24 protein-coding genes are annotated in these 24,530 nt (G+C 53.5%); all 24 read left to right on the forward strand.

Annotated elements, in window-relative coordinates; genetic code table 11:
• Positions 1–28: 28 nt before the first annotated feature.
• On the forward strand, positions 29–622 hold the full coding sequence (locus GCU45_RS28320) for a chemotaxis protein CheC (protein ID WP_285855177.1): 594 nt from the start codon (positions 29–31) through the stop codon (positions 620–622).
• On the forward strand, positions 615–1,112 hold the full coding sequence (locus tag GCU45_RS28325) for a chemotaxis protein CheD (RefSeq protein ID WP_076168100.1): 498 nt from the start codon (positions 615–617) through the stop codon (positions 1,110–1,112). The genes GCU45_RS28320 and GCU45_RS28325 overlap by 8 nt, the downstream gene beginning before the upstream one ends.
• Positions 1,113–1,114: 2 nt before the next feature.
• On the forward strand, positions 1,115–1,513 hold the full coding sequence (locus GCU45_RS28330) for a hypothetical protein (protein WP_152402252.1): 399 nt from the start codon (positions 1,115–1,117) through the stop codon (positions 1,511–1,513).
• A 12-nt stretch (positions 1,514–1,525) separates the two neighbouring features.
• Entirely contained in the window at positions 1,526–2,314 is a 789-nt protein-coding gene (locus GCU45_RS28335; RefSeq protein ID WP_152402254.1) for a FliA/WhiG family RNA polymerase sigma factor, read from the forward strand.
• 30 nt (positions 2,315–2,344) lie between these two features.
• Positions 2,345–3,754, forward strand: a complete 1,410-nt coding sequence (locus GCU45_RS28340; protein ID WP_152402256.1) for a flagellar assembly protein A — start codon at positions 2,345–2,347, stop codon at positions 3,752–3,754.
• 247 nt (positions 3,755–4,001) lie between these two features.
• Positions 4,002–4,313, forward strand: coding sequence for a hypothetical protein (locus GCU45_RS28345; RefSeq protein WP_152402257.1), 312 nt, complete (start codon positions 4,002–4,004; stop codon positions 4,311–4,313).
• Positions 4,314–4,358: 45 nt separating this feature from the next.
• Complete coding sequence (locus tag GCU45_RS28350) at positions 4,359–4,952, forward strand: hypothetical protein (RefSeq protein WP_244364311.1); 594 nt, start codon at positions 4,359–4,361, stop codon at positions 4,950–4,952.
• Entirely contained in the window at positions 4,949–5,575 is a 627-nt protein-coding gene (locus tag GCU45_RS28355) for an endolytic transglycosylase MltG (RefSeq protein ID WP_152402261.1), read from the forward strand. Before GCU45_RS28350 ends, GCU45_RS28355 begins: the two co-directional genes overlap by 4 nt.
• Positions 5,576–5,781: 206 nt before the next feature.
• Positions 5,782–6,480: a 30S ribosomal protein S2 gene (rpsB, locus tag GCU45_RS28360; protein WP_076168084.1), complete on the forward strand. Its 699-nt coding sequence runs from the start codon at positions 5,782–5,784 to the stop codon at positions 6,478–6,480.
• Positions 6,481–6,631: 151 nt separating this feature from the next.
• Entirely contained in the window at positions 6,632–7,282 is a 651-nt protein-coding gene (gene tsf, locus GCU45_RS28365) for a translation elongation factor Ts (RefSeq protein WP_076168081.1), read from the forward strand.
• A 201-nt stretch (positions 7,283–7,483) separates the two neighbouring features.
• Positions 7,484–8,212: a UMP kinase gene (pyrH, locus tag GCU45_RS28370; protein ID WP_076168079.1), complete on the forward strand. Its 729-nt coding sequence runs from the start codon at positions 7,484–7,486 to the stop codon at positions 8,210–8,212.
• Positions 8,212–8,766: a ribosome recycling factor gene (gene frr / locus GCU45_RS28375; RefSeq protein ID WP_076168076.1), complete on the forward strand. Its 555-nt coding sequence runs from the start codon at positions 8,212–8,214 to the stop codon at positions 8,764–8,766. Before pyrH ends, frr begins: the two co-directional genes overlap by 1 nt.
• Positions 8,767–8,837: 71 nt before the next feature.
• Positions 8,838–9,605: an undecaprenyl pyrophosphate synthase gene (locus GCU45_RS28380; protein WP_152402262.1), complete on the forward strand. Its 768-nt coding sequence runs from the start codon at positions 8,838–8,840 to the stop codon at positions 9,603–9,605.
• 21 nt (positions 9,606–9,626) lie between these two features.
• Complete coding sequence (locus GCU45_RS28385; RefSeq protein WP_152402264.1) at positions 9,627–10,427, forward strand: phosphatidate cytidylyltransferase; 801 nt, start codon at positions 9,627–9,629, stop codon at positions 10,425–10,427.
• Positions 10,428–10,445: 18 nt separating this feature from the next.
• A complete protein-coding gene (locus GCU45_RS28390) occupies positions 10,446–11,585 on the forward strand; it encodes a 1-deoxy-D-xylulose-5-phosphate reductoisomerase (RefSeq protein ID WP_152402266.1) in 1,140 nt (379 codons plus the stop codon).
• 216 nt (positions 11,586–11,801) lie between these two features.
• A complete protein-coding gene (rseP, locus tag GCU45_RS28395; protein WP_152402268.1) occupies positions 11,802–13,073 on the forward strand; it encodes an RIP metalloprotease RseP in 1,272 nt (423 codons plus the stop codon).
• Between the two features lie 52 nt (positions 13,074–13,125).
• Positions 13,126–14,574 carry a proline--tRNA ligase gene (gene proS / locus GCU45_RS28400; protein ID WP_116231234.1) on the forward strand — a complete coding sequence of 483 codons (1,449 nt, stop codon included), beginning with the start codon at positions 13,126–13,128 and terminating at the stop codon, positions 14,572–14,574.
• Positions 14,575–14,770: 196 nt separating this feature from the next.
• Positions 14,771–19,087, forward strand: a complete 4,317-nt coding sequence (locus GCU45_RS28405; RefSeq protein WP_152402270.1) for a PolC-type DNA polymerase III — start codon at positions 14,771–14,773, stop codon at positions 19,085–19,087.
• Between the two features lie 195 nt (positions 19,088–19,282).
• Positions 19,283–19,744 carry a ribosome maturation factor RimP gene (gene rimP / locus GCU45_RS28410; RefSeq protein ID WP_145021880.1) on the forward strand — a complete coding sequence of 154 codons (462 nt, stop codon included), beginning with the start codon at positions 19,283–19,285 and terminating at the stop codon, positions 19,742–19,744.
• A 38-nt stretch (positions 19,745–19,782) separates the two neighbouring features.
• Positions 19,783–20,880 carry a transcription termination factor NusA gene (gene nusA, locus GCU45_RS28415; protein ID WP_105443609.1) on the forward strand — a complete coding sequence of 366 codons (1,098 nt, stop codon included), beginning with the start codon at positions 19,783–19,785 and terminating at the stop codon, positions 20,878–20,880.
• 25 nt (positions 20,881–20,905) lie between these two features.
• Positions 20,906–21,214: an RNase P modulator RnpM gene (gene rnpM, locus GCU45_RS28420; protein ID WP_076168056.1), complete on the forward strand. Its 309-nt coding sequence runs from the start codon at positions 20,906–20,908 to the stop codon at positions 21,212–21,214.
• Positions 21,207–21,530 carry a YlxQ family RNA-binding protein gene (locus GCU45_RS28425; RefSeq protein WP_076168054.1) on the forward strand — a complete coding sequence of 108 codons (324 nt, stop codon included), beginning with the start codon at positions 21,207–21,209 and terminating at the stop codon, positions 21,528–21,530. The genes rnpM and GCU45_RS28425 overlap by 8 nt, the downstream gene beginning before the upstream one ends.
• Positions 21,523–24,147, forward strand: coding sequence for a translation initiation factor IF-2 (gene infB, locus GCU45_RS28430; RefSeq protein WP_152402272.1), 2,625 nt, complete (start codon positions 21,523–21,525; stop codon positions 24,145–24,147). The genes GCU45_RS28425 and infB overlap by 8 nt, the downstream gene beginning before the upstream one ends.
• Positions 24,148–24,161: 14 nt before the next feature.
• A complete protein-coding gene (gene rbfA, locus GCU45_RS28435; RefSeq protein ID WP_076168050.1) occupies positions 24,162–24,515 on the forward strand; it encodes a 30S ribosome-binding factor RbfA in 354 nt (117 codons plus the stop codon).
• The last annotated feature ends 15 nt before the right edge of the window (positions 24,516–24,530 follow it).

Here is a 24,530-nt window from a genome sequence, read left to right on the forward strand (position 1 = left end):
GGTCTTTAAGCATTTTAAGGAATTCAAAATGGATGTCCTGAAGGAAGTCGGCAATATCGGGGCGGGCAATGCGGCAACGGCGCTGTCCCGCCTGCTCGATAAGCCAGTCGATATGGCGGTTCCCAAAGTGCAGCTGCTTCCCTTTGAAGAGATTGCCGACAGGGTCGGCGGGGCCGAGCGAATCGTCATTGCTATTTTTCTCAGGGTGGAAGGCGACGCTCCAGGTAATTTGTTCTTTATTCTAAGCCCGGAAGCAGCCAAAAGCCTGCTGAAGAGGCTGGCCGGCATGCAGGTCGATCAGGATGGGATGTTCGATGAGATGGAACAATCGGCACTCTGCGAGATCGGCAATATTTTGGCCGGCTCGTACCTGTCCTCGCTCGCCGACTTTACGAAGCTGGATTTGTCCCCGACGGTCCCTGGCCTTGCGATGGACATGGCCGGCGCTGTTTTGAGCTACGGGCTGCTCCAGTTTGGCCAAATGGGTGACGATGCGCTGCTGATCGATACGACTTTTCTCGAGGGCGATCATGAGGTGGAAGGGAAGTTCTTTCTGATCCCCGATCCGGACTCGTTCGCGAAAATTTTTCAAGCCCTGGGAGTGCCTCTAGAGAATGATTGAAGAGCAAAGCATCGTTAAAGTAGGCATGGCCGACATGAACGTCGTGCGCGATCCCGGGGTCATCCGCACGCTGGGCCTCGGATCATGCGTCGGAATTACCCTGCACGACCCTCTGCTCAAAATTGCGGGTATGGCTCATATTATGCTGCCGTCCTCAGACATTGCCCGTGAAGGGCAGCTGAATATCGCCAAATATGCGGATACCGCAGTGCCTGCTTTGCTGGAGCGGCTGGTGGCCATGGGTGCCTCGCCTTCCAGAATTGTCGCCAAGATGGCCGGAGGATCGCAAATGTTCCTGATGGCCGGTACCGGGGATACGATGAGAATCGGCCCCAGGAATGTGGAATCATGCAAAATGATGCTGTCAAATCTTCATATCCCGTTAATCGCCGAAGACACGGGCGGAAGTCACGGACGAACCATTGAACTGGATTCAGGCAGCGGAATCCTGTCCGTGCGCAGTGTACAAATGGGTATAAAGGAATTGTAGCCATGAAAGGAAATTTGTTGTTTAACCTTGTGTTTGGTACTGTCGGATTCGTGCTGACGCTGCTGATCTCGATGGGAAACAACCTGTTTATGACCAGCTTGATCAGAGGGCTGATATCCTTTGTCATCTGGTTTCTGCTCGCCTTTTTGCTCCGCTGGGTATGGGGTGTGGTCAGCGTTCCCGAAGCGGAGCAGGAGGCAGCAACCGAACAGGAGCGGGGTGCCCGGTTCGATGTGACGACCCCGGATGAGAGCGATGAGTTAAATGATCTGTTGACGCCGAAGCCCGCCTCCGTTCAAGAAGATGGGGGAGGCTTTACACCACTCAATCCGCCGAAGCTGGTTTCGGCGAAAGATCCGGAAGAACTGGCGAAAGCCGTTCGACACCTGTCAGAAAAATAGGGGGTGGGGGAAATGAGCGAGCGCAAAGCTTCTCACCTGAATCATGCCGAGCTCTGGGAGCAATGGAAAGAACACGGAAATATTGAAGCAAAAAAGTCCCTGATCGAGAAACACCTCCACATCGTGGATTATGTTTCCAGCCGCCTTGCCATCGGTCTTCCAAGGAATGTTTCCAAGGATGATCTGGCCAGCAACGGCGTCATGGGCCTGATTGATGCTATTGACAAATTTGACTATAAACGCGGACTGCAGTTTGAGACCTACGCTTCTTTCCGGGTAAGGGGAGCTATTCTCGACTCTCTGCGGCAGGGGGACTGGGTGCCCCGTTCCGTCCGGGAGAAGGCCAAGCGGATTGAGGATGCCTATCAGCAGCTCGAACAGAGGCACCTGAGGTCTGCGACGGACTTGGAGATGAGTGAATATTTGAACGTATCCGAGAAAGATTTTCACCAGATGCTTCAGGAAGTCGCGGTCATGTCACTCTGCTCGCTGGAGGACCCGATCCGTGAGGAGGAATCCGAGACGCGTCTGTCCGTGATGGTCGACGACAAAGCCAAAAATCCGGATTACAAAGTCAACGAGTTTTATTTGCGGGAGTCTCTCGTCAAAGGGATTGAGAAGCTTACCGAGAAAGAAAGAACCGTCGTATCCCTGCTGTATTATGAGGACTTATCTTTAAGCGAAATAGCAGAGGTCATGTCACTTTCACCTTCAAGAATATCCCAGCTTCATTCCAAGGCCATTTTACGGCTGCGCGCAACGCTGGAGAAGCACCGGGATTTACTGATGCAAAACGATTAACCGTTGCACGAGTAGAAAGGAGGAAAACGATTGACAGCTCCAATCGCGCTTGAAACCTATTTGGATATTACCTTTTCGGAGGATAAAAGCGTCGCCTATCTGCAGTTCTCCAAGCGTTCCGAGGATTTTGAGGTGACGGAGGAAGAGCTTCAGCTCTTTTTGAGGAGCCATCAAGTCCAGTTCGGCATGGACCAGGCGGTCCTGAGCCGGATCTGCAGCCATCCTCAGGAATACATGTTTGGACGGACCGCGATTGCCTTCGGTGAGCAGCCCGTCAGCGGCAAGGACGGCCGGATCGAGTATGCCTTCAACCTCAGAGATGACAAGGAGCACAGGCCGCTCGAGACCGAAGACGGCAGAGTGGACTATAAAGAACTGATCAGTCTCAACAATGTCATGAAGGGCCAGCTGATCGCCAAACGGATTCCGCCCGAGCCTGGCAAACCGGGACTCAGCGTTACCGGGGAAATGATTCCGTTCAAGCCCGGCAAAGAAGCCTATTTTAAGGTAGGAAAAAATGTGGTGGTCGACCCGGAAAACACAGCCATGTATGCCGCCATCGACGGCCTGATCGCCACGACGGATAAAGGAAAAATCAACGTTTTTCCCGTCTATGAGGTGAATGGGGACGTGGATTACAGTGTGGGCAACATCGACTTTGTCGGTACCGTGGTCATCCGTGGGAACGTTCTGACCGGATTCCGTGTGAAAGCGGCAGGGGATATCCGCGTGGTCGGCGGCGTAGAGGGCGCGGAGCTGGAAGCGGAAGGGTCCATTGAAATTACGAGCGGGATCATCGGTTATAACAAAGGTTATGTGAAAGCGGGCCAACATGTAAAAAGCTCTTTCATCCAGGACGGCAACGTCATCGCCGGGGAAGATGTCATCGTCTCGCAGAGCATCATGCACTCCAACATCCGGGCAGGAAGAAACGTACTGTGCAACGCTACCAAAGGGCTGATCGTCGGCGGAGTCATTCAGGCGGGGGAGCGGGTCATTGCCAGAACCATCGGCAACAGCATGTCCACCATGACGACGATTGAGGTGGGTGTTCTGCCAGAGCTTAGAAACGAGCTGGCCGACCTGCGGGGCAAGATCAGGCAGCTGGCGGAGGCGCAGGACAAGACGGACAAGGCATTGTATTTGTTGAATCAGCTGGCTGCTTCAGGACAGCTACCGCCCGACAAGATGGCGCTTAGGCTCAAACTGAACGCCACCAAGAAATCGAATGACCGTGAGCAGATGGAAGCGAAAGAACGTATACTGGAAATCGAGAAAACATTGGAAGATTCAGTGCGGGCCCGCGTCGACGTCGTAAAAGTGGTCTACGGAGGCTCTAAAATAGTTATCGGCAGATACACCAGATTTATTAAGGACCCGGCGGAACGGGTTTCATTTTATTATCATGAGGGCGATATTACGATGGCTCCGTACATTTAATATAAAGTGCGAGTTCAAAAAGGTCGTTTTCTGGCCTCGATTGGTTTTCTTATAATATCAGAAAGTATAAACATCCAGAGCCATTGCTTCCTGATATTGCAAGAAAAATTACCTTTAAACGCGGTCTGTCTTCTTTGAAGGTACGTCGATAGACGGTTTTCTTATCAAAAGCGGTCTTTTTGAACAATCTCTAAAAAGAAGCAAAGTACTCTGGATACGATTCCTATCGATAAGAGGGGGAAGACGAATGAGTATGAAGGCGGTTGAAATGCAAATTGCGATCCCACGGACCAGCGAGGCCGGGAAGGTGCAAAACGAGCTCCAGCACCGGCCTGCACAGGATCAGCAGTTTTTGGCCGAACAGCAGCTTAAGGAAACAGCGGAAATGAGCAAGCGCAGCGAATCGGTGGACGAAGCGGCGGACGCCGCCGTTCGGGATGAGGGCGGACGGAACAGGCATCGGCGTAATCAAACCGCAAGCAAATCGGCAGAGGAGCATGAGGACCTGCAAAGTGCGCAGCACCCCTTCAAGGGACATCATCTGGATGTGTCCCTATGAGACGCTGCCCCGTCATGAATATTACAGTCAAAGGAGAACCGCTACTTGGAACCTTGGTTAATCGTCGTTATATTGGGCGCTGCCGCGTTGGTGTATGCCATGATGCTTCCTAAACGGAAGGAGGAGCAGAGCCAGCAGGGCAGCGTGGTCAAGCAGGTCGAGGCTACACTGGAGCAGTACATGGCCGAAATTGAAAATGAAAACGTGGAGCTCGTCGAGCTGGTTTCCCAAATGAAGCAGGATATGGCGGCCAAGCAGCTGTCCCAGCAGGAACAGCTGTCGGAGATGCGTCAGCGGCTCGTTTCGCTTGAACAGCAGGTTGCGCAGCAGGATGCCAGGCTTTCGCAAATGGAGAGCCTGCCTGCCGGACAGGCCACGGTTAGCCGTGAAACGGCCGCGGCCGTGGAGCCGGAAGCTTTCCTGGAGTCAGCAGCTGCGGCTGGTGCAGATTTAGAGGGTCAGGATGGAACGGAATCAACGCTGCCTGAGCAGCAGCCATCGATCAGGGACAGGTATCCGGAGCTGTTTGAGTTGTACGACACAGGCAAATCTATTGATGCGATCGGAAAAATGACCGGCATGCACCGCGGCGAAATCCAGTTGATTCTTCAGCTTGCGAAACAGGAGGAGACGCTGTGATCAGAAATCGGACATTCATGATGGGACTTGGCCTCGGTCTCCTGCTTGGAGCCCTCCTGCTGCAGCTGATGATCCTTGGGCAGGGTACCGGCCGCCCGGCCGGAGAGGTCCCGTCAGCTGCCAGCCTGACGAAGGAAGAGCTTGAGCAGCAGGCGGAGACGATGGACCTGAAGGTCGTCGGCAAGGAGGACAAGCTGATGACTGAGGAGGAATGGAAGCAGCAGATGGTTGAGCAGAGCTCGGTTCCCAAAGGAGACGCAGCGAAGGCGCCGAAGGCTACGGACGCGGGCAAACAGCCGGATAAGCCGCAGCAGCCTGCCGCTTCTAAGCAGCCGAAGTCGGTCACTCCGGGATCCGGTGAGGCTTCAGCAGCCAAGCAGCCGCAAACGCCTTCTGTGCCGGCGGCCAAAGCGGTTGAAGTGAAAATCGCCAGCGGAAACAACTTGGAAGACGTCGCCGGCAAGCTGGAGAAGGCGGGGGTCATCGCCGACGCCGACCAATTCGTGCAAAAAGGCCGATCGCTTAAGATCAGCACGAAAATCCAGACCGGCCAATACACGTTTTCACCCGGCGAGGAATTCAGTTCCATCATCGCTAAAATTACGACAAAACCGTCACGCTAACGACAATCGGCTGGACGGTTTTTTGCATGTAAAAAAAGCCGTCCCTTAGGCGTTGCATCGAGCTTTTAGATATGGTATATTAAATGACGGTGTTAAAACACACGCTGTCGGATTTCGTAAAGGGTGCTTTCCATATGGAGAGTCTTGACGGGAAATGAAAGCAGCGGAGGACACAATAAAAAACCAAACTTAGGAGGTGTGTGAAGATGGCAGTTATCTCCATGAAGCAGCTTCTCGAAGCTGGCGTTCACTTCGGTCACCAGACACGTCGCTGGAACCCGAAAATGGATAAATATATCTTCACTGAAAGAAACGGAATTTACATTATTGACCTGCAAAAGACAGTTAAAAAGGTCGAAGAAGCTTTTAACTTCGTGAAAAGCGTGGCAGAAGAGAACGGAACAATTCTTTTCGTCGGCACGAAGAAACAAGCCCAAGACTCCGTCAAAGAAGAAGCAGAACGTTGCGGTATGTACTACATCAACCAACGTTGGCTCGGCGGAACGCTGACTAACTTTGAAACGATCCAAAAACGGATCAACCGTTTGAAAGAACTCGAAAAATGGGAAGAAGACGGCACATTCTCTGTTCTTCCTAAGAAAGAAGTCATCCTTCTCCGCAAAGAGAAAGATCGTCTTGAGAAATTCCTGGGCGGCATCAAGAACATGAGAGGCCTGCCAAGCGCCCTGTTCATCATCGATCCGCGCAAAGAGCGCATCGCGGTTGCCGAAGCCCGCAAATTGGGTATCCCAATCGTAGGTATCGTTGACACGAACTGCGATCCGGACGAAATCGACTACGTTATTCCTGGTAATGACGACGCGATCCGTGCCGTTAAGCTGTTGACTGGCAAAATGGCTGACGCTGTGGTGGAAGCTCACCAAGGCGAAGAAACTTCTGCCTAAGTTTCGACAGTTACGTAATATAGACATGAATTAAATGAAAAGGGTGGTTGGTAGGTGGATAACCTCTCACTGCCCTTTTTTTAAGATGAAAACAAAGATCAGGTGTGACGCCTGGCTGAAAAATTAGCATCCTATTTGGAGGGAATATTCGATGGCAGTAAGTGCTAGTGCGGTAAAAGAACTTCGTGAAAAAACAGGCGCAGGTATGCTCGATTGCAAAAAAGCGCTGGAAGAAGCAAACGGTGATATCACCAAAGCAACAGAACTCCTTCGTGAAAAAGGTCTGGCTGCAGCAGCAAACAAAGCTGGACGCGCAGCTACGGAAGGCGTTGTAGAAGCTTACATCCACGCCGGCGGAAGAATCGGCGTTCTGGTTGAAATCAACTGCGAAACCGACTTCGTTGGTAAAACAGACCAGTTCAAAGAGTTCGCTCGCGACATCGCTATGCATATTGCAGCTTCGAGCCCGCGTTACGTTTCCCGCGAAGAAGTGCCTCAAGCAGAAGTAGAGAAAGAAAAAGAAATCTTGAAAGCTCAAGCTTTGAACGAAGGCAAGCCTGAAAAAATCGTTGAAAAAATGGTTGAAGGCCGCATCGGTAAATACTACGAAGAGTTCTGCCTTCTGGAGCAATCCTTCATTAAGGATCCGGACAAAACGATTTCTCAGCTGCTGAACGAAAAAATCAGCACCATCGGCGAAAACATCTCCATCCGCCGCTTTGTTCGTTACGAACTGGGCGAAGGTCTTGAGAAAAAAGTCGACAACTTCGTTGAAGAAGTTATGGCGCAAGTTAAACAATAAGAGCCCTTTTTTTGCGGCATCTATAACTAGAACAAGAGAAGAGCGGAACACGCAGTGTTCCCTCTTTTTTAAAAGAGCAGACGTTTTTTTCTGAAGAGAATGACATCGGTTTGGTGTGGTGTTTACCGGATAGGGCCCGCCGAACGTTAGTTGCAGCAACTGGCGCCATATGGTGATGTCTTTAAAGTGGAGGGTAAACATTTGGAACAGCCTGTATTTAAACGAGTTGTCTTGAAGGTCAGCGGGGAATCCCTCGCAGGTCAGAACGGTTATGGTATCGATGCGGAAACGATCGGATCCATTGCAGAGCAAGTCAAAGAAGTGGTGGATCTTGGCGTTCAGGTTGCAATCGTCTGCGGCGGCGGCAACATCTGGCGCGGCATCGCCGGCAGTTCCAGCGGGATCGACCGCGCGACAGCCGACTACATGGGGATGCTCGCGACGGTCATGAATTCGCTGGCGCTTCAGGATGCCCTGGAGCAAATCGACGTGCCGACGCGCGTACAGACATCGATTGCCATGCAGCAAATTGCAGAGCCTTATATCCGCCGCAGAGCGATCCGCCACCTGGAGAAAGGCCGTGTGGTCATTTTTGCCGCAGGAACGGGTAACCCGTTCTTCTCGACCGATACAACCGCTGCCCTGCGTGCGGCTGAAATCGAGGCCGAAGTGATTCTGATGGCCAAAAACAAAGTGGATGGCGTGTACTCCGCCGATCCGTTCAAAGACAGTACGGCCGAGAAATATGAACAGCTTACTTACATGGACGTGCTGAACAAGAATCTGGGTGTAATGGATTCCACGGCATCATCCCTCTGCATGGACAACAACATTCCGCTGATCGTATTTGCTGTTACCGAGCAAGGGAACATCAAACGGGTCGTTTTGGGTGAAAAAATCGGAACGATTGTTAAAGGGAGCGTAGACTAATGCCAGAAACGGTAAAAAAACACGCAGAAGAACGCATGGAAAAAGCCATCGGCGCATTGAAGAGAGACCTCGCCACACTGCGCGCCGGCCGCGCCGCCCCGGCACTGCTTGACCGAATCCAAGTGGAGTATTATGGAGCGATGACACCGGTGAACCAGCTGGCCAACATCAGCACGCCGGATCCGCGCACGCTGCTCATCCAGCCTTGGGACAAATCTTCGCTGGCCGATATCGAAAGAGCGATTATGAAGTCCGACCTCGGACTTACGCCGGCCAATGACGGCAACATCATTCGTCTTTCGATTCCGCCGCTGACCGAAGAACGCCGCACGGAACTCGTAAAATTGACGAAGAAGTTCGGCGAAGAGGCGAAAGTGGCGATCCGCAACATTCGCAGAGATGCCAACGACGACATCAAAAAGATGGAGAAAACCGATATTTCTGAGGATGAATCGCACCGTCATCAGGAAGACATCCAGAAGACGACGGATAAATTTATTGCGGAAGTCGACAAGGTGCTCGTAGCTAAAGAAAAAGAGATCATGGAAGTATAAGAGACTTGCGGCCCCTCCTTTTATGGTGGGGTTTGTGTCTTTTTTGCAGAAACCCGCTTGGAGGAACTAGAATGATCAAACGAGTTCGATCGTGGTGGAAACAGAAGGACCCGCAGCTTTTGCCAGAGCGATCCGTGGACAACGTTCCTGAGCATGTGGCCATCATTATGGACGGCAACGGGCGTTGGGCCAAAAGTCGTGGGCTGCCGCGAATCGTCGGGCACCAGACCGGGATGAAGGCAGTGAAGCGGGCAACCATTGCTGCCGACGAGCTGGGCATTAAATATTTAACGCTGTATGCTTTCTCTACGGAAAACTGGAAGCGTCCCAAAGACGAAGTCGACTTTCTGATGCGTCTGCCGCAGGAATTTCTGGCGATCGAGTTGGACGAATTGATCCAAAAAAATGTGCAGGTCCGCATGATGGGTGACCGCGACGGTCTGCCGCAGCATACGCTGAATGCCATGGAGGAAGCGATGCGCCGGACGGCCGGCAATGACGGGCTTGTCCTCAATTTTGCCCTCAACTACGGCAGCCGTAAGGAAATGACGGATTGCATGAAGGAGCTGGGCAAGCAAATTCAGGAAGGCGCGCTGTCGCCTGACGACATTTCCCCTGAGCTGATTGACCGTCATTTGCTGTCGGGAGGCATGCCGGATCCGGACCTCATTATCCGGACGAGCGGCGAAATGCGGCTCAGCAATTTCATGCTGTGGCAGCTCGCATACAGCGAAATGTGGTTTACTGATATTTACTGGCCTGAATTTAACCGAAATCATTTATACGAAGCGGTTGCTGAATACCAGCGCAGAACGCGTCGATACGGCGGACTGACTTAGCCTGATGGGGGATGAATACCGTTGAAACAACGACTGATCACAGGAATTGTTGCGGGTGTCGTTTTTCTGGGATTTTGCCTGCTTGGCGGCCTGCCGTACCACATTCTAGTCCTGGCGATGGCAATGATCGGATATTATGAATTTGTAAAAATGACCCGGGTATCCCCGTTTAGCGGTACGGCCATGCTGGGATACCTGGGCGTGCTTGTGTTTATGTTCCCGTGGAAGCTGCTGGATATCAGCTTTCCGCTTCCACTTGGGCACGTCATCTGGCTGCTTCTGTTCCTGTTCCTGCTGGTGACCGTCGTTACCAAAAACAAGGTGGGCATTCAGATGACCTCCCTGCTCTTTCTGGGAGCCGTTTATGTGGGCGTCGGCTTTTCGTACATTGCCGAATCCCGCAGCGCCCCGGATGGGCACGGGGTGTTTTGGACGTTTTTGCTGCTGGTGTCGATCTGGGCGAGCGATGCAGGAGCGTACTTCGTGGGCAAATGGATCGGCAGCCACAAGCTGTGGCCGGCGATCAGCCCGAATAAAACGATCGAAGGCGCCCTTGGCGGTGTCATCATCGCCATGTTGACATCGGCGGTCTTTGCGCTTCTGTCGGGCGGTCTGCTCACGATCGGACGAGCGCTGGCGATCGGCCTGGCATGCGCGGTGGCCGGTCAGCTTGGGGATCTGGTCCAATCGGCGTACAAGCGTGTATACGGCATCAAAGATTCGGGAAATCTGCTGCCGGGTCATGGGGGAATCCTGGACCGCTGCGACAGCTGGATTATCGTATTTCCGTTCGTACATATCATGATGCTGATGCCTTATTAATACGAGAGAAGGTTCAATATGAAGAAATTAAGCGTTCTCGGCTCTACCGGCTCGATCGGCACGCAGACGCTGGATGTCGTATCGAAGCATCCGGAGCATTTTCAAATCGAAGGGCTTGCGGCCGGGTCGAACGTGGAGCTGCTGCTTCGGCAGGTTCATCAGTTCAGACCGAAGAAGGTTTCGGTCGCGACCAAAGAATTGGCTGAACAGGTGAAGACGCAGGTTTCGCTAGGTACGGAAATTTTCTATGGAAATGAAGGGCTGGTGGAGGTAGCGGCCGGCACGGACGCCGATACGGTAGTAACGGCAGTGGTAGGCAGCATGGGGCTCCATTCCACGCTGGCGGCGATCGAAGCCGGGAAGCACATTGGACTGGCCAACAAGGAGACGCTTGTAACCGCAGGACATCTTGTCACTGAGGCCATTAAGCGAAAAGGCGTGAATATGCTGCCGATCGACAGTGAGCACTCGGCTATATTTCAATGCCTGAACGGTGAACGCCGCGATGACCTGGCCGGCATCACGCTGACCGCTTCCGGCGGTTCGTTCCGGGATTTGACCCGGGAGCAGCTCCAATCGGTGACGGTGGAGGATGCCTTGAAGCATCCCAACTGGTCGATGGGGGCGAAAATCACCATCGATTCGGCGACGATGGTCAACAAGGGGCTGGAAGTGATTGAAGCCCATTGGCTGTTCGGCCTACCGTATGAGCAGATCCACGTGCTGCTTCACCCCGAGAGCATCATTCATTCTTTCGTGGAGTTCCGCGATACGAGTATCATCGCCCAGCTGGGCAATCCGGACATGCGCGTACCGATCCAGTACGCACTGACCTACCCGGAACGCTGGGATTCGCCTGCCAAACGGCTGTCGCTGGCCGATGTGGGCAAGCTGCATTTTAGAGAAATGGACATGGAGCGGTTCCCTTGTTTAAGACTTGCCTTTGAATGTGGTAAAATGGGTGGTACAGCAACCACCGCTTTTAACGCAGCCAACGAAGTGGCGGTAGGCCGGTTTCTAAACAGGGAGATTTCGTTTTTACAAATAGAGGATATTATTGAGGAAGTGCTTGACCGGCACGCCAACATTTCGAATCCGCAGCTGGCGGACATTGAGGAGTGCGACCGGAACACGCGGCTGCTTGCTGCCAAGTTGTAAGCGGGCACGCAAGCGGCATAACAATACATCACTCTACTCCCCTGATTTTAAAAAATGACGAGAATGTGATTCTCTTGTGCGGGACCGGAGAATAATGATAATCTATATAGACTGAATTAAAGACGAGCTTCTTTTCGCGCTGTGGGCTTTAATCCATCTGATGATATAGATGCGACAGAAACTTCGGTCTCAGACAAATTAAGGGGGATGCGACGCTTGGAAATGGTGCAGGTAGTATTTTTGACGGTACTCATGTTTTTCGTCATCGTGACGGTGCATGAATGGGGCCATTTTTACTTTGCCAGACGCGCCGGCATACTGGTACGGGAATTTGCGATCGGTTTCGGTCCGAAACTGTTTTCTTATAAACGGAATGAAACGCAGTTTACGCTGCGGCTGCTGCCTTTTGGCGGTTATGCCCGGATGGCGGGGGAAGATCCTGAAATCGTGGAAATTCACCCCGGCCAGACCATCGCGGTACGCGTCAGCGGCGGCGAAGTCAAGAAGATATATCTGGATCAGCTGGACAACCGAAAGAACGTCATCCGCGGGGAAGTGGAATTCATCGATATGGTCGATGATTTGAAGGTCCGCCTGAACGTGGACGGCGAGAGCCAGCAGTATCCGATTTATCCGAAGGCGATGCTGGTCGCCAAATCCCATGAGACGCAAATAGCCCCGAGAGACCGCCAGTTTGCCAGCAAGACGGTGGGGCAGCGCGCGCTTTCGATTTTTGCGGGGCCGCTGATGAACTTTATTCTGGCCTTCGTACTCTTCGGGGTCCATCTGCAGATGGCGGGGATTCCGCTGGAAAATCCGACGTACGTGCAGATCGGCGACATCTCCAAAGGAATGCCTGCCTATGAAGCGAACCTGAAGAAGGGCGACATCATCGAATCGATCGATGGCGTGCAGATCGGCGCGGATTATCAGAAAATGATCGATCTGACCTCCAAATCCAAGGACAAGCCGATGAAATGGACGATCCGCCGGGGAGACGAGGTATTTAATGTAACGCTGACACCTCGTGCAATGGAAGGCCAGGAAGGCGGCAAGGTAGGCATTACGCCGCAGCTGCCAAGCCGCAAAGCGTCGATCGGCGAAACGTTCAGCGGAGCGGGAGTCGCGATGGTCGATACGACCAAGATCATTTTCCAGGGCTTCGGCCAGCTGATCAAGCAGTTTAACATGGACGATCTGGGCGGACCTGTCCGGACGTTCGAAGTAACGGGCCAGATCGCGAAGCAGGGCATCGTGCAGCTGACGTATTGGGCGGCGATTCTCAGCCTCTACCTGGGGATCTTCAACCTGCTGCCGATCCCGGCGATGGACGGAAGCCGGCTGGTGTTCCTCGGTGTCGAAGCGCTGCGGGGCAAGCCGATCGATCCGAGCCGGGAAGGCATGGTCCATTTTGTGGGCTTCGCCATGCTGTTCCTATTAATGATTGCCGTAACCTACAATGATATATTACGATTGATTAACGGATAACTAATGATGTCCCCGGCTAGAACGGGGTGAACTTGGGAGGAAGTCCATTTTTATGTCAAACGATAAACAATTTGTGACGGAGATTACGCCGCAGGGAGAAGATTTCTCCCGCTGGTATATTGATGTAATCAAGAAAGCCGATCTGATGGATTATTCGCCGGTTCGCGGCTGCATCGTCTTCCGTCCGGACGGCTACGAAATCTGGGAGCACATCCAGCGTGATCTGGACCGCCGTTTCAAGGAAACGGGTCATCGCAACGCCTATTTTCCGCTCTTTATTCCGGAGAGCTTTTTCCAGAAAGAAAAAGAGCATGTCGAGGGCTTTAATCCCGAGCTTCCTTGGGTGACTGAGGCAGGCGGAGACAAGCTGGAGGAGCGTCTGGCGATCCGTCCGACGTCGGAGACGATGTTTGGGCACATGTACGCCAAATGGATCCAATCCTACCGCGACCTGCCGGTGCTCATTAACCAGTGGGCCAACGTCGTCCGCTGGGAGAAGCGCACGCTGCCGTTCCTCCGCACGAGCGAGTTTTTGTGGCAGGAAGGCCATACCGCTCATGAGACGGAAGAAGAAGCACGCGAAGAAACGATGAAGATGCTGGAAGTGTACCGTCAATTCGTGGAAGAGTTTTTGGCGATTCCGGTCATTACCGGCCAGAAGACGCCTTCCGAGAAATTCGCCGGTGCGGTGGAGACGTTCTCCATCGAGGCGATGATGAAGGACGGCCGCGCGGTTCAGGCGGGAACCTCCCACTACCTGGGCACGAACTTTGCGGTGGCGTTTGACATTCAATACTTAAGCAGAGACAACAAGCAGGAATACGTGCATACGACATCCTGGGGCACAAGCACGCGCCTGATCGGCTCGATGATTATGGTGCACGGCGATGACCGCGGCCTGGCGCTGCCGCCTAAGGTGGCTCCGACGCAGGTGATCATGATTCCGATCGGCCCGCCGAAAACATGGGATGCTGTCGTTGGCCGCACGGACGAGCTGTTCGCCGAGCTGAAGCAGGCAGGCATCCGCGTGCGCGTGGACGACCGCAGCGACCTTCGTCCGGGATGGAAATTCAACGAATACGAAATGCGCGGCGTTCCGGTCCGTTTGGAAATCGGTCCACGTGACATGGAGAACGGTGTCTGCGTGCTCGTCTCCCGGATTACCGGCGAGAAGAAGGTTGTCCAGCAGGCCAACCTGGTCGAAGAAGTTCAGACGATGCTGGATCAGGTCCAGAAGGAAATGTTTGATCGTGCGAAGCAGTTTATGAACGACCATTTCTATTCGGTGGATACGCTGGAGGAAATGAAGAGCAGCATGGAACAGCAGCGCGGATTTACCTTGGCGGGATGGTGCGGTTCGGAAGCCTGCGAGAGCAAGGTGAAGGAAGAGACCGGGGCAACCAGCCGGAACATTCCTTTCGAGCCTGCGGAAGAGAAGCATACCTGTCTGGTATGCGGGCAGCCTGCCAAGCACACCGTCGTTTTTGCAAGAGCGTATTAATACTGCGGCAGCCAAGCTGCGAGTTTGATTCGTTTCCCGCATAAGCAGGGAAGAACCCGGCGGATCGGTAGAGAGGCCGGATGAAATAATGATGAGGAGCTTCTGCCAGAAATGAGTCGGTGCACGAGATCGAGACATTTTTGTGAACAGAGGCTCTTCATGTTTATGGATTAGCGCTTTAAAGGGGGAGGAGAGCATGGAAAACGTGGGGGAAAAGAGAAAACGGTTCGAGCTGCTGATGAAGCAGGGGGAAATACCGCCCGCGATCGTGGATCCCTATTTTCTGGATGGTCATATCGAACAGGTGGAGATCAGCCGGAGCAATCAGGAATGGAGAATCACCATCTGGAAGGAAACCTTGGTCCCCGGTGAGGTGTACCGGACGTTCTGTCTGAGGCTTCAGGAGAAAATGCAGCATATTGCAAAGCTGTCGTTTGTGTTCAGATATGCAGAAGAAGTAGACCGCAAAGATATCGTCGGCGCATACTGGAACCTTTTCCTGGAGTGGGTTCACCGCGAAATTCCTTCCGTCAACGGCTGGATGGCCCGGGCTAAGCATGAGCTGGACGGAGAAACCCTGACGGTCACGATGTCCGACAATACGTCGCTGGAGCTGGCGAGAAAGAAGCAGATCGATCAGGCGCTCACTCGTTTCTTCGCGCATTACTTCGAGGTTCCTCTCCGCGTCAAAATTCAAGTTGGCGAAATCCAGCGGGAAATGTACGAGGAATTCGAGCAGAAGAAGCTCGAGGAAGAGCGTGAGGTCATCCAGAAGATGATCACCAGCATGGAGGCGGAGACGCGCGCCGCTGAGGGTGACGATGAGGAAGTCTTTCTTCAGGTCGGTTACGATATCAAGGAGCAGCCGGTTCCGATTCAGGAAATCCAGGACGAAGAGAAGAAAATTACGGTTCAGGGCACGATTTTTGGCCTGGACCGTAAAGAGCTGCGCAACGGCAGCACGCTGTTCATGTTTAACCTGACGGACTTTACGGATTCCCTGCAGATGAAAATGTTCGCCAAGACGAAGGAAGACGTCAAAGTTCTGAGCCTGCTCGCCAACGGCAAATGGGTGAAAGCCCGCGGACGCGTCGAGATGGACCGCTTTATGACGATTCCCGAGCTGGTCATGATTCCTTCGGATTTGATCGAAGTCCAGGCGCCGCCTACCCGCAAGGATAATGCTCCGGAGAAGCGGGTGGAGTTCCATTTGCATACAACGATGAGCACAATGGACGCCGTGACGCCAATCGACCAGTATATCAAGACAGCCGCCAAGTGGGGCCACAAAGCGATTGCCGTGTCCGATCACGGTGGCGTGCAGTGTTATCCCGAAGCGGCGAAAGCCGCGAAGAAAAACGGGATCAAGATGATTTACGGCGTCGAGGCCAATGTGGTGAACGATTCCGTTCCGGTCGTCATGCAGCCGAAGCCGATGGACTTGAAGTCTGCGACTTACATCGTATTCGATATCGAGACCACCGGCCTGTCGATCACGAACAACAAAATCATCGAGCTTGCGGCCGTCAAAATGCATGAAGGCAAGGAAGTCGACCGTTACGCTACGTTTGTCAACCCGCATGAAAAAATACCGTATCACATCCAGCAGCTGACCAACATTAACGACGAGATGGTCAAGGATGCGCCGGAGCTTGATCCCGTCATCCAGGACTTCGTCAAGTTTGTCGGTGACGGCGTACTTGTGGCTCACAACGCACGGTTCGACGTGGGCTTCATCCAGGCTGCCCTGAAGGGGCTCGGCATGCCAGAACTGGACAACCCGGCGCTGGATACGCTGGAGCTGGCCAGATTGCTTCACCCGACGATGAAAAACCACCGCCTCAACACGTTGGCGGATAAGTATAAAGTGGCGCTGGAAAGCCACCACCGGGCGATTGACGATACGATTGCCCTCGCCGGCATTCTGGACGGACTGCTCGCCGATGCCGAGAAGATCAAAGGGCTGACCCGCCTGGAACGCCTGAACGATTACGTCGGCAAGGATCTGTCCAATTCTCGTCCGTTCCACTGCGGAATCTACGCGCTGAACCCGATCGGCAAGAAAAACTTGTACAAGCTGGTGTCGATGTCGCACACCGAATATTTCAAACGGGTGCCATGCATCCCGAAATCGAAGCTGGAGGAGATGCGCGAAGGGCTGCTGGTCATCTCCGGCTGCGAGAAGGGCGAGTTCTTCGAAACCGTGCTGAACAAGACGGTGGAGGAGGCGACCGAGGTGGCGGAGTTCTATGATATTTTGGAAATTCAACCGCTGACGATGTACATGCACCTTGTAGATAAAGGGCTCGTCGGAAGCACAATTGAGCTGAAGAACGCCATCAAGACGGTGTGCGAGATCGGGGAAAAGCTGAACAAGCCCGTGATTGCCACCGGCAATGTGCACTATCTGGAGCCGCGGGACAAGCTGTTCCGGGACATTACGATACACGGCATTACAGGCTTCAGCCCGCTGAAGGATATCCGCAAGCCGGATGCCCATTTCCGGACGACGGAAGAGATGCTGGAGGAATTCGAGTTCCTTGGTCCGGAGAAGGCGATGGAAGTGGTTGTGAAGAATACCAACGATCTGGCCGACCGTTTTGAGGAATACGAGCTGTTCCCGGACAAGCTGTTTACGCCGATTATCGAGGGGGCGGATGAGGAAATCCGCAACACTTGCTATGCAACGGCGCGGTCGATTTATGGCGAAGACCTGCCGGAAGTTGTCGTCGCACGGCTGGAGAAGGAACTGGAGCCGATTATCAAATACGGCTTCTCCGCCAACTATCTCATTTCCGAGCGGCTGGTGAAAAAGTCGAACCAGGACGGCTACCTTGTCGGTTCGCGGGGTTCCGTCGGATCGTCTGTCGTCGCGACCTTCCTCGGCATTTCCGAGGTTAACCCGCTGCCCGCGCATTATATTTGCAAAAATCCGGAATGCAAGCACAGCGAATGGTTCCTGGACGGCAGCGTGCCGAGCGGATTTGACCTTCCGGACAAGCAATGCCCGAACTGCGGCCAAATGCTGAAGGGCGAAGGTCAGGATATCCCGTTCGAGACGTTCCTTGGCTTTAAGGGCGACAAGGTTCCCGATATCGACTTGAACTTTTCCGGGGAATATCAGCCGACGGCACACAACTATACAAAAGAGATTTTTGGCGAAAAATGTGTGTTCCGTGCAGGAACGATAGGTACCGTGGCGGAAAAAACGGCATTCGGTTATACAAAGAAATACGAAGAGGAGTACCATAAAAAGTGGCGCGGAGCGGAGCTGAACCGGCTCGCCGCCGGATGCACCGGCGTCAAGCGGAGCACGGGCCAGCACCCGGGCGGCATCGTCGTTGTCCCTGATTACATGGAAGTGGAAGACATCACGCCGGTTCAATTCCCGGCTGACGATACGAACGCGGAATGGAAGACGACCCACTTCGATTATCACGCCTTCGACGCGAACCTGCTCAAGCTCGATATCCTGGGGCACGATGATCCGACCATGATGCGGATGCTGCAGGATTTAACAGGGGTCGATCCGACGACGATTCCGATGAACGATCCGAAGGTCATGAGCATGTTCAACTCAACGGAGGCGCTCGGGGTAAGGCCCGAACAAATCCGGACACCGGTGGCCACCTACGGCGTGCCGGAGATGGGGACGAAGTTCGTCCGCCAGATGCTGATTGAGTCGAAGCCATCCTCCTTTGCCGACTTGCTGCAAATCTCGGGCCTGTCCCACGGAACAGGCGTATGGCTCGGCAATGCGCAGGAACTCATCAAGAACGGCACCTGTAACATCAAAACGGTAATCGGCTGCCGTGACGACATCATGCTGTTCCTGATTTACAAAGCTGGCATGGATGCGAGCCTGGCGTTTAAAATTACGGAAAGCGTGCGTAAGGGCAAGGGCTTGACGCCAGAGTGGATCGAGGAGATGAACCGGTGCAAGGTGCCGCAGTGGTATATCGATTCCTGTCTCAAAATCCAGTACATGTTCCCGAAAGCGCACGCCGCTGCATATGTTATCTCTGCGGTGCGCACGGCTTACTTCAAGCTGTACCATCCGATCGAATATTATGCCACTTACTTCTCGGTCCGGGCAGAAGACTTCGATATCGAGCTGTGCTGCCAGGGCTATGAGGCCATCTACCGGCAAATCGAAGAGATCGAGCAGAAGGGCTTCCAGGCGACGACCAAGGAAAAAAGCATGCTCTCGATCCTCGAGATGGCGCTGGAAATGACCGCACGCGGCTTTACGTTCAAGCCGATCGATCTGTACCGTTCCGATGCGACCCGGTTTACGGTGGACGGAGAATCGCTGATTCCACCGTTCTCGGCGCTGGCCGGTATCGGGGATAACGCGGCCAAGAACATCGCCGCCGCCCGTGAATACGGGGAGTTTCTCTCCATTGAGGATTTCCAGCAGAAATCCAAAGCGAGCAAGACGATCATCGAACTGCTCACGGGTATGGGCTGCTTCAGGGGGCTTCCGGAGAGCAACCAGCTTTCGTTATTTTAATTCCGTCTTTTGCGTGCAACGCCCTAACCCCTTGCTGCACAAGGTTTAGTCAAGGCATCATACTTGTCAGTACTGCCAGACTATGTTATAATTTTTTTGGTAATCATGTAGATAAAACCGTTGTTTAAAGAGTGGGGCGACCCACTCTTTACTCTTTGGTATATAGGATATTTGAAGCCTTGGAGGTTATAATCTTTGAGCACACCGAAGATCAAAGGAATTGTGGAACAAATGGTACAGCCCTATTTGGATGAGCATAACTTCGAGCTTGTCGACATCGATTACGTGAAGGAAGGCAGCAACTACTTTCTTCGCGTCTTTGTTGACAAGGAAGGCGGCATCGACATTGATGACTGCGGGATGATCAGCGAGTATCTGAGCGGGAAGCTGGACGAGAACGATCCGATTCCCGAAGCTTACTTTCTGGAAGTCTCCTCCCCTGGCGCCGAACGTCCGCTCAAGAAGAAGGAAGACGTAGCCAAAGCCGTCGGCAAAGATGTTTTTGTAACGGTTTACGAGCAGGTAGAAGGCCAGAAGGAATTTGAAGGCCGGCTTCTTTCGTTCGAGGACGACGTTCTTGTCATTTCTGCGGGCAAGAAGGAATACAGCATCCCGTATGCAAAAGTTGCCAGCGCCAGACTGGCGATTATTTTTTAAATACAAGGCTGCACTTTGAAAGGGGGAATTGATTTCCAATGAGTATGGATTTTATTGAAGCGATGAATGAGTTGGAAAGAGAGAAAGGAATCAGCAAGGACATTTTGTTCGAAGCCATTGAGGCAGCGCTGATCTCCAGCTACAAACGGAATTTTAACACGGCGCAGAACGTTCGCGTCGACATGAACCGGAATACCGGGGTTATCAAAGTGTTTGCCCGCAAGCTGATTGTGGAAGAGGTGCTGGATCCCCGCACCGAAATTTCCCTGCCTGCCGCCCGCGAAATCAATCCGCATTTCCAAATTGACGATATTGCGGAAATCGAGGTCACTCCCCGGGATTTCGGCCGGATTGCCGCCCAGACGGCCAAACAGGTCGTTACGCAGCGGATCCGTGAGGCGGAGCGCGGCCTGATTTATAACGCCTTCGTCGACAAAGAAGAGGATATCGTGACCGGTACGGTCCAGCGCCAGGATCCTCGCAACTTCTACGTGGATCTGGGCAAGGTGGAAGCGGTGCTGCCGCTCAACGAGCTGATGCCGAACGAAAAGTTCAAGCACGCCGACCGGATCAAAGCCTACATCACGAAGGTGGAGAATACGACCAAGGGGCCGCAAATCATGCTGTCCCGGACGCATCCGGGGCTCTTGAAGCGATTGTTCGAGCTGGAGGTTCCGGAAATTTTTGACGGTGTCGTGGAAATTCGCTCCGTCGCCCGTGAAGCCGGATTCCGCTCGAAGATCGCGGTGTATTCCCGCAACCCGGAAGTGGATCCTGTCGGCTCCTGCGTCGGGCCGAAGGGCTTGCGTGTGCAGACCATTGTCAATGAGCTGCGCGGTGAAAAAATCGACATCGTCCGTTATTCCGAACAGGTGGAAGAGTATGTGGCCAATGCCCTCAGCCCTTCCAAGGTTCTGGAAGTGATTGTATTTGAAGACGAGAAGATGGCACGTGTCATCGTGCCGGATTATCAATTGTCTCTCGCGATCGGGATCAAAGGGCAAAACGCCCGCCTTGCAGCCAAGCTGACAGGATGGAAGATCGATATTAAGAGTGAGAGCCAGGCGGAACAGGAATTCGGCAGACCGAAAACATCCTCGGGTGAAATGCATCAAGATTCCGTCTCCGTCGATTAATTCCAAACAGGACGGGGGTCGCGGCATGAAACAAAGAAAAGTCCCGCTGCGCAAATGCGTGGCATGCCAGGAAATGATGCCCAAGAAAGAACTGATCCGTATTGTCAAAACGCCGGAAGATGAAGTGCTGATCGACCTGACTGGCAAGAAGTCGGGCCGGGGGGCTTACCTCTGCGGCAAAGTATCTTGCTTTAAACTGGCACAGAAGAACAAATCACTGGATCGGGCTCTGAAGCATCATGTCAAACCGGAAATTTACGAACAGCTCGCAGATGACTTTGTGCTCGTGGAAGACGAATTTTTGGCCGTAAAGGAACGTTCGGTTGATGAGTAAAACTTTATCCCGCCTGGGTCTTGCCATGCGGGCGGGGAAAGTGGTCACCGGCGACGAAATCGTCCTGAAAGCGATCCGGTCTTCCGAAGCGAAACTGGTCATGCTGGCGGCTGACGCCTCAGCCAATACACAAAAAAAGTTCCGCGACAAATGCGGAACATACAACATTCCTCTGGTGATCGGATTTGACCGGGAAAGCCTGGGCACAAGCATTGGAAAGCCCGAAAGGGTTGTGCTCGCCATTACGGATCAAGGATTCGCAGAAATGATCTCCAAGAGTCTTGGAGATAATTCGGAGGTGGAGTATATTGAGTAAACAGGACAGTAAAGATAAGCTGCGCGTGTACGAATATGCAAAATCACTTAATATGAGTAGTAAGGAAATCATAACCATTTTGAAAAGGCTTGATATTCCCGTTAACAATCATATGAGCGTTATGGAGAATGATGCGGTCTCGAAGGTGGAACAATTTTTCAAGGATATTAAGTCGAATGCGGCCGCCAAGCGGGAAGGCGGAGACCGCCAGACCGTGGCGAGCACTTCCGCGGTCAGAAACGAGGCAGGCACTCAGCGTAACCAGGGCGGCCGGGCAGCCGGATCGGACCCATCACAAAAACAACAGGAAAAGCAGGTAGGTATGAATAATAAATTGAATAACACCACACAATCAGGGTCGCAAAGACCGCAGGGCGGGCAAGATTCCCGCAGAAGTCACTCAGGATCTCAGCAAAGCAGACCGCAAGGTCAATCGAATGGATCGGGCAACCGTCCGCAAGGCGCGGGTGCCGGATCGAATAACCGGAATCAAGGTTCCCAAGGAGGCCGTCCGCAAGGATCCGGCCAAGGCGGCAATCGCCCCCAAGGATCCGGTCAAGGCGGCAATCGCCCTCAAGGATCGCAGCAGGGTGGCGGCCAGCGCTCGGGCGCAGGACGCCCGCAGCAGCAATCCACCGGAAACCGCGGTCCGCAAGGAAACGCCGGCGGCGACAACAACTTCTCCAGAAGCAACGATAACCGCGGCGGCGGCAATCGCGGTCAGAACCGCGGCAACAGCAACGGTTCGAAACGCTTTGACGACAACCGCCAGGGCGGAGGATTTAACCGGAACAATCGCGGCGGTAAGAACAACCGCGGCAGACAACAGTCTCAGCAGCCGCCGCGCGAGAAGATCGACAACACGCCGAAGAAGATTATCGTCCGCGGCAACATGACCGTTGGCGAAACGGCCAAACTGCTTCATAAGGATGCTTCCGAAGTCATTAAGAAGCTGATCCAGATGGGCGTCATGGCAACGATCAACCAGGAACTCGACATCGATACGATTTTGCTGCTTGCCGGCGAATTCGGCGTCGAAGTCGAAGTGAAGATCGTGGTCGAGGACGATCGCTTCGAAACCGTCGAAGAGAACGACGATCCGGCTGATCTGAAGTCGCGTCCGCCGGTTGTCACCATTATGGGTCACGTCGACCATGGTAAAACGACGCTGCTGGATGCCATCCGTTCCACGAACGTAACCGGCGGCGAAGCCGGAGGCATCACCCAGCACATCGGTGCTTATCAGGTGGAGATCAACAGCAAGAAGATCACGTTCCTTGATACGCCGGGCCACGAAGCGTTTACGGCCATGCGTGCGCGCGGTGCGCAAATTACCGACATTACGATCATTGTGGTCGCTGCCGACGACGGCGTCATGCCGCAGACGGTGGAAGCTATCAACCACGCGAAGGCGGCCGAGCTGCCGATCATCGTTGCAGTGAACAAAATCGACAAACCGGATGCTAATCCGGATAAAGTGAAGCAGGAGCTGACCGAATACGGTCTCGTTCCGGAAGAGTGGGGCGGAGACACGATTTTCGTCAACGTATCCGCGAAGCAAAGAATGGGGCTTGAGGATCTGCTTGAGATGATCCTTCTGGTCGCCGAAGTGAACGAATACAAAGCGAATCCGGACAAACGCGCCCGCGGTGCGGTGATCGAGGCCGAGCTGGATAAAGGCCGCGGACCGGTAGCCCGCGTGCTGGTACAGCACGGTACGCTGAAAGTCGGGGATGCGTTTGTGGCAGGCAACTGCTTTGGCCGCGTCCGGGCGATGGTCAACGACAAGGGACGCCGTTTGAAGGAAGCCGGACCGTCTACGCCGGTGGAAATCACCGGTCTGACCGAGGTTCCGCTTGCCGGCGATCCGTTCATGGTATTTGAAGACGAGCGCAAGGCCCGTTCAATTGCCGAGAAACGCGCCATCACACAGCGTCAGTCCGATCTTGGCAGCAACGTCCGCGTCACGCTGGACGATCTGTTCAAGCACATCAAGGACGGCGAGATCAAGGACCTGAACGTCATTATCAAAGGCGACGTGCAGGGTTCGGTCGAAGCGCTGAAAGGCTCGCTCTCCAAGATCGAAGTGGAAGGCGTTCGCGTCAAAATCATCCACAGCGGCGCAGGGGCAATTACCGAGTCCGATATCATTCTGGCAGCGGCGTCCAATGCGATCGTCATCGGCTTTAACGTCCGTCCAGATCCGCAGGCTGGCGCAACCGCCGAGCAGGAAAAAGTGGATATCCGCCTGCATCGCGTCATTTACAACGTCATTGAAGAAATCGAGCAGGCCATGAAGGGCATGCTGGATCCGGAATATAAAGAAGTGGTTATCGGCCACGCGGAAGTGCGCAACCTCTTCAAAATCAGCAAAGTGGGTACGATTGCCGGATGTATGGTTACATCAGGCAAGATCGCGCGTAATGCCGAAGTCCGCCTGATCCGCGACGGCATCGTTATCCATGAAGGTAAGATCGATACGCTCAAACGTTTCAAGGACGACGCTAAAGAAGTGGCACAGGGTTATGAATGTGGCATTACTTTGGAAAGCTATAATGACGTCAAGGAAGGCGACGTTATTGAAGCGTTCATCATGGAAACGGTGGAGCGCAAGTAGAGAGGTGAACAGGCATGGCTAAAATTCGGGCTGGACGGGTTGGAGAGCAGATCAAGAAAGAGCTGAGCCAGCTTATCCAAAGCGAACTGAAGGACCCGCGCATCGGTTTCGTTACCGTAACCGGTGTGGATGTGACGAACGATTTGTCGCAGGCGAAAGTTTATTTAAGCGTTCTGGGGGATAACGAGCAGAAGAACAACACGCTGAAGGCTCTGGAGAAGGCGAACGGCTTTCTCCGCTCGGAGCTCGGCAAGCGAGTCCGGCTGCGCCATACCCCGGAGCTGATTTTCAAGTTTGACGAATCCATCGCGTATGGCAGTCACATCGAGAAGCTCCTCGGTGAAATCGGAAAAAACGAAGATAACTAAATAAAAGATTTAAAG

The sequence above is a fragment of the Paenibacillus cellulositrophicus genome (assembly GCF_009363095.1).
Classification (GTDB): Bacteria; Bacillota; Bacilli; order Paenibacillales; family Paenibacillaceae; genus Paenibacillus_AQ; species Paenibacillus_AQ favisporus.

Coding starts and splice junctions, on each gene's coding strand:
- GCU45_RS28325 (WP_076168100.1), top strand. CDS start 615: ATGATTGAAGAGCAAAGCATCGTTAAAGTAGGCATGGCCGACATGAAC.
- GCU45_RS28380 (WP_152402262.1), top strand. CDS start 8,838: ATGATCAAACGAGTTCGATCGTGGTGGAAACAGAAGGACCCGCAGCTT.
- GCU45_RS28330 (WP_152402252.1), top strand. CDS start 1,115: ATGAAAGGAAATTTGTTGTTTAACCTTGTGTTTGGTACTGTCGGATTC.
- nusA (WP_105443609.1), top strand. CDS start 19,783: ATGAGTATGGATTTTATTGAAGCGATGAATGAGTTGGAAAGAGAGAAA.
- GCU45_RS28425 (WP_076168054.1), top strand. CDS start 21,207: ATGAGTAAAACTTTATCCCGCCTGGGTCTTGCCATGCGGGCGGGGAAA.
- rnpM (WP_076168056.1), top strand. CDS start 20,906: ATGAAACAAAGAAAAGTCCCGCTGCGCAAATGCGTGGCATGCCAGGAA.
- rbfA (WP_076168050.1), top strand. CDS start 24,162: ATGGCTAAAATTCGGGCTGGACGGGTTGGAGAGCAGATCAAGAAAGAG.
- frr (WP_076168076.1), top strand. CDS start 8,212: ATGCCAGAAACGGTAAAAAAACACGCAGAAGAACGCATGGAAAAAGCC.
- tsf (WP_076168081.1), top strand. CDS start 6,632: ATGGCAGTAAGTGCTAGTGCGGTAAAAGAACTTCGTGAAAAAACAGGC.
- GCU45_RS28390 (WP_152402266.1), top strand. CDS start 10,446: ATGAAGAAATTAAGCGTTCTCGGCTCTACCGGCTCGATCGGCACGCAG.
- GCU45_RS28345 (WP_152402257.1), top strand. CDS start 4,002: ATGAGTATGAAGGCGGTTGAAATGCAAATTGCGATCCCACGGACCAGC.
- proS (WP_116231234.1), top strand. CDS start 13,126: ATGTCAAACGATAAACAATTTGTGACGGAGATTACGCCGCAGGGAGAA.
- rpsB (WP_076168084.1), top strand. CDS start 5,782: ATGGCAGTTATCTCCATGAAGCAGCTTCTCGAAGCTGGCGTTCACTTC.
- GCU45_RS28335 (WP_152402254.1), top strand. CDS start 1,526: ATGAGCGAGCGCAAAGCTTCTCACCTGAATCATGCCGAGCTCTGGGAG.
- GCU45_RS28320 (WP_285855177.1), top strand. CDS start 29: ATGGATGTCCTGAAGGAAGTCGGCAATATCGGGGCGGGCAATGCGGCA.
- GCU45_RS28405 (WP_152402270.1), top strand. CDS start 14,771: ATGGAAAACGTGGGGGAAAAGAGAAAACGGTTCGAGCTGCTGATGAAG.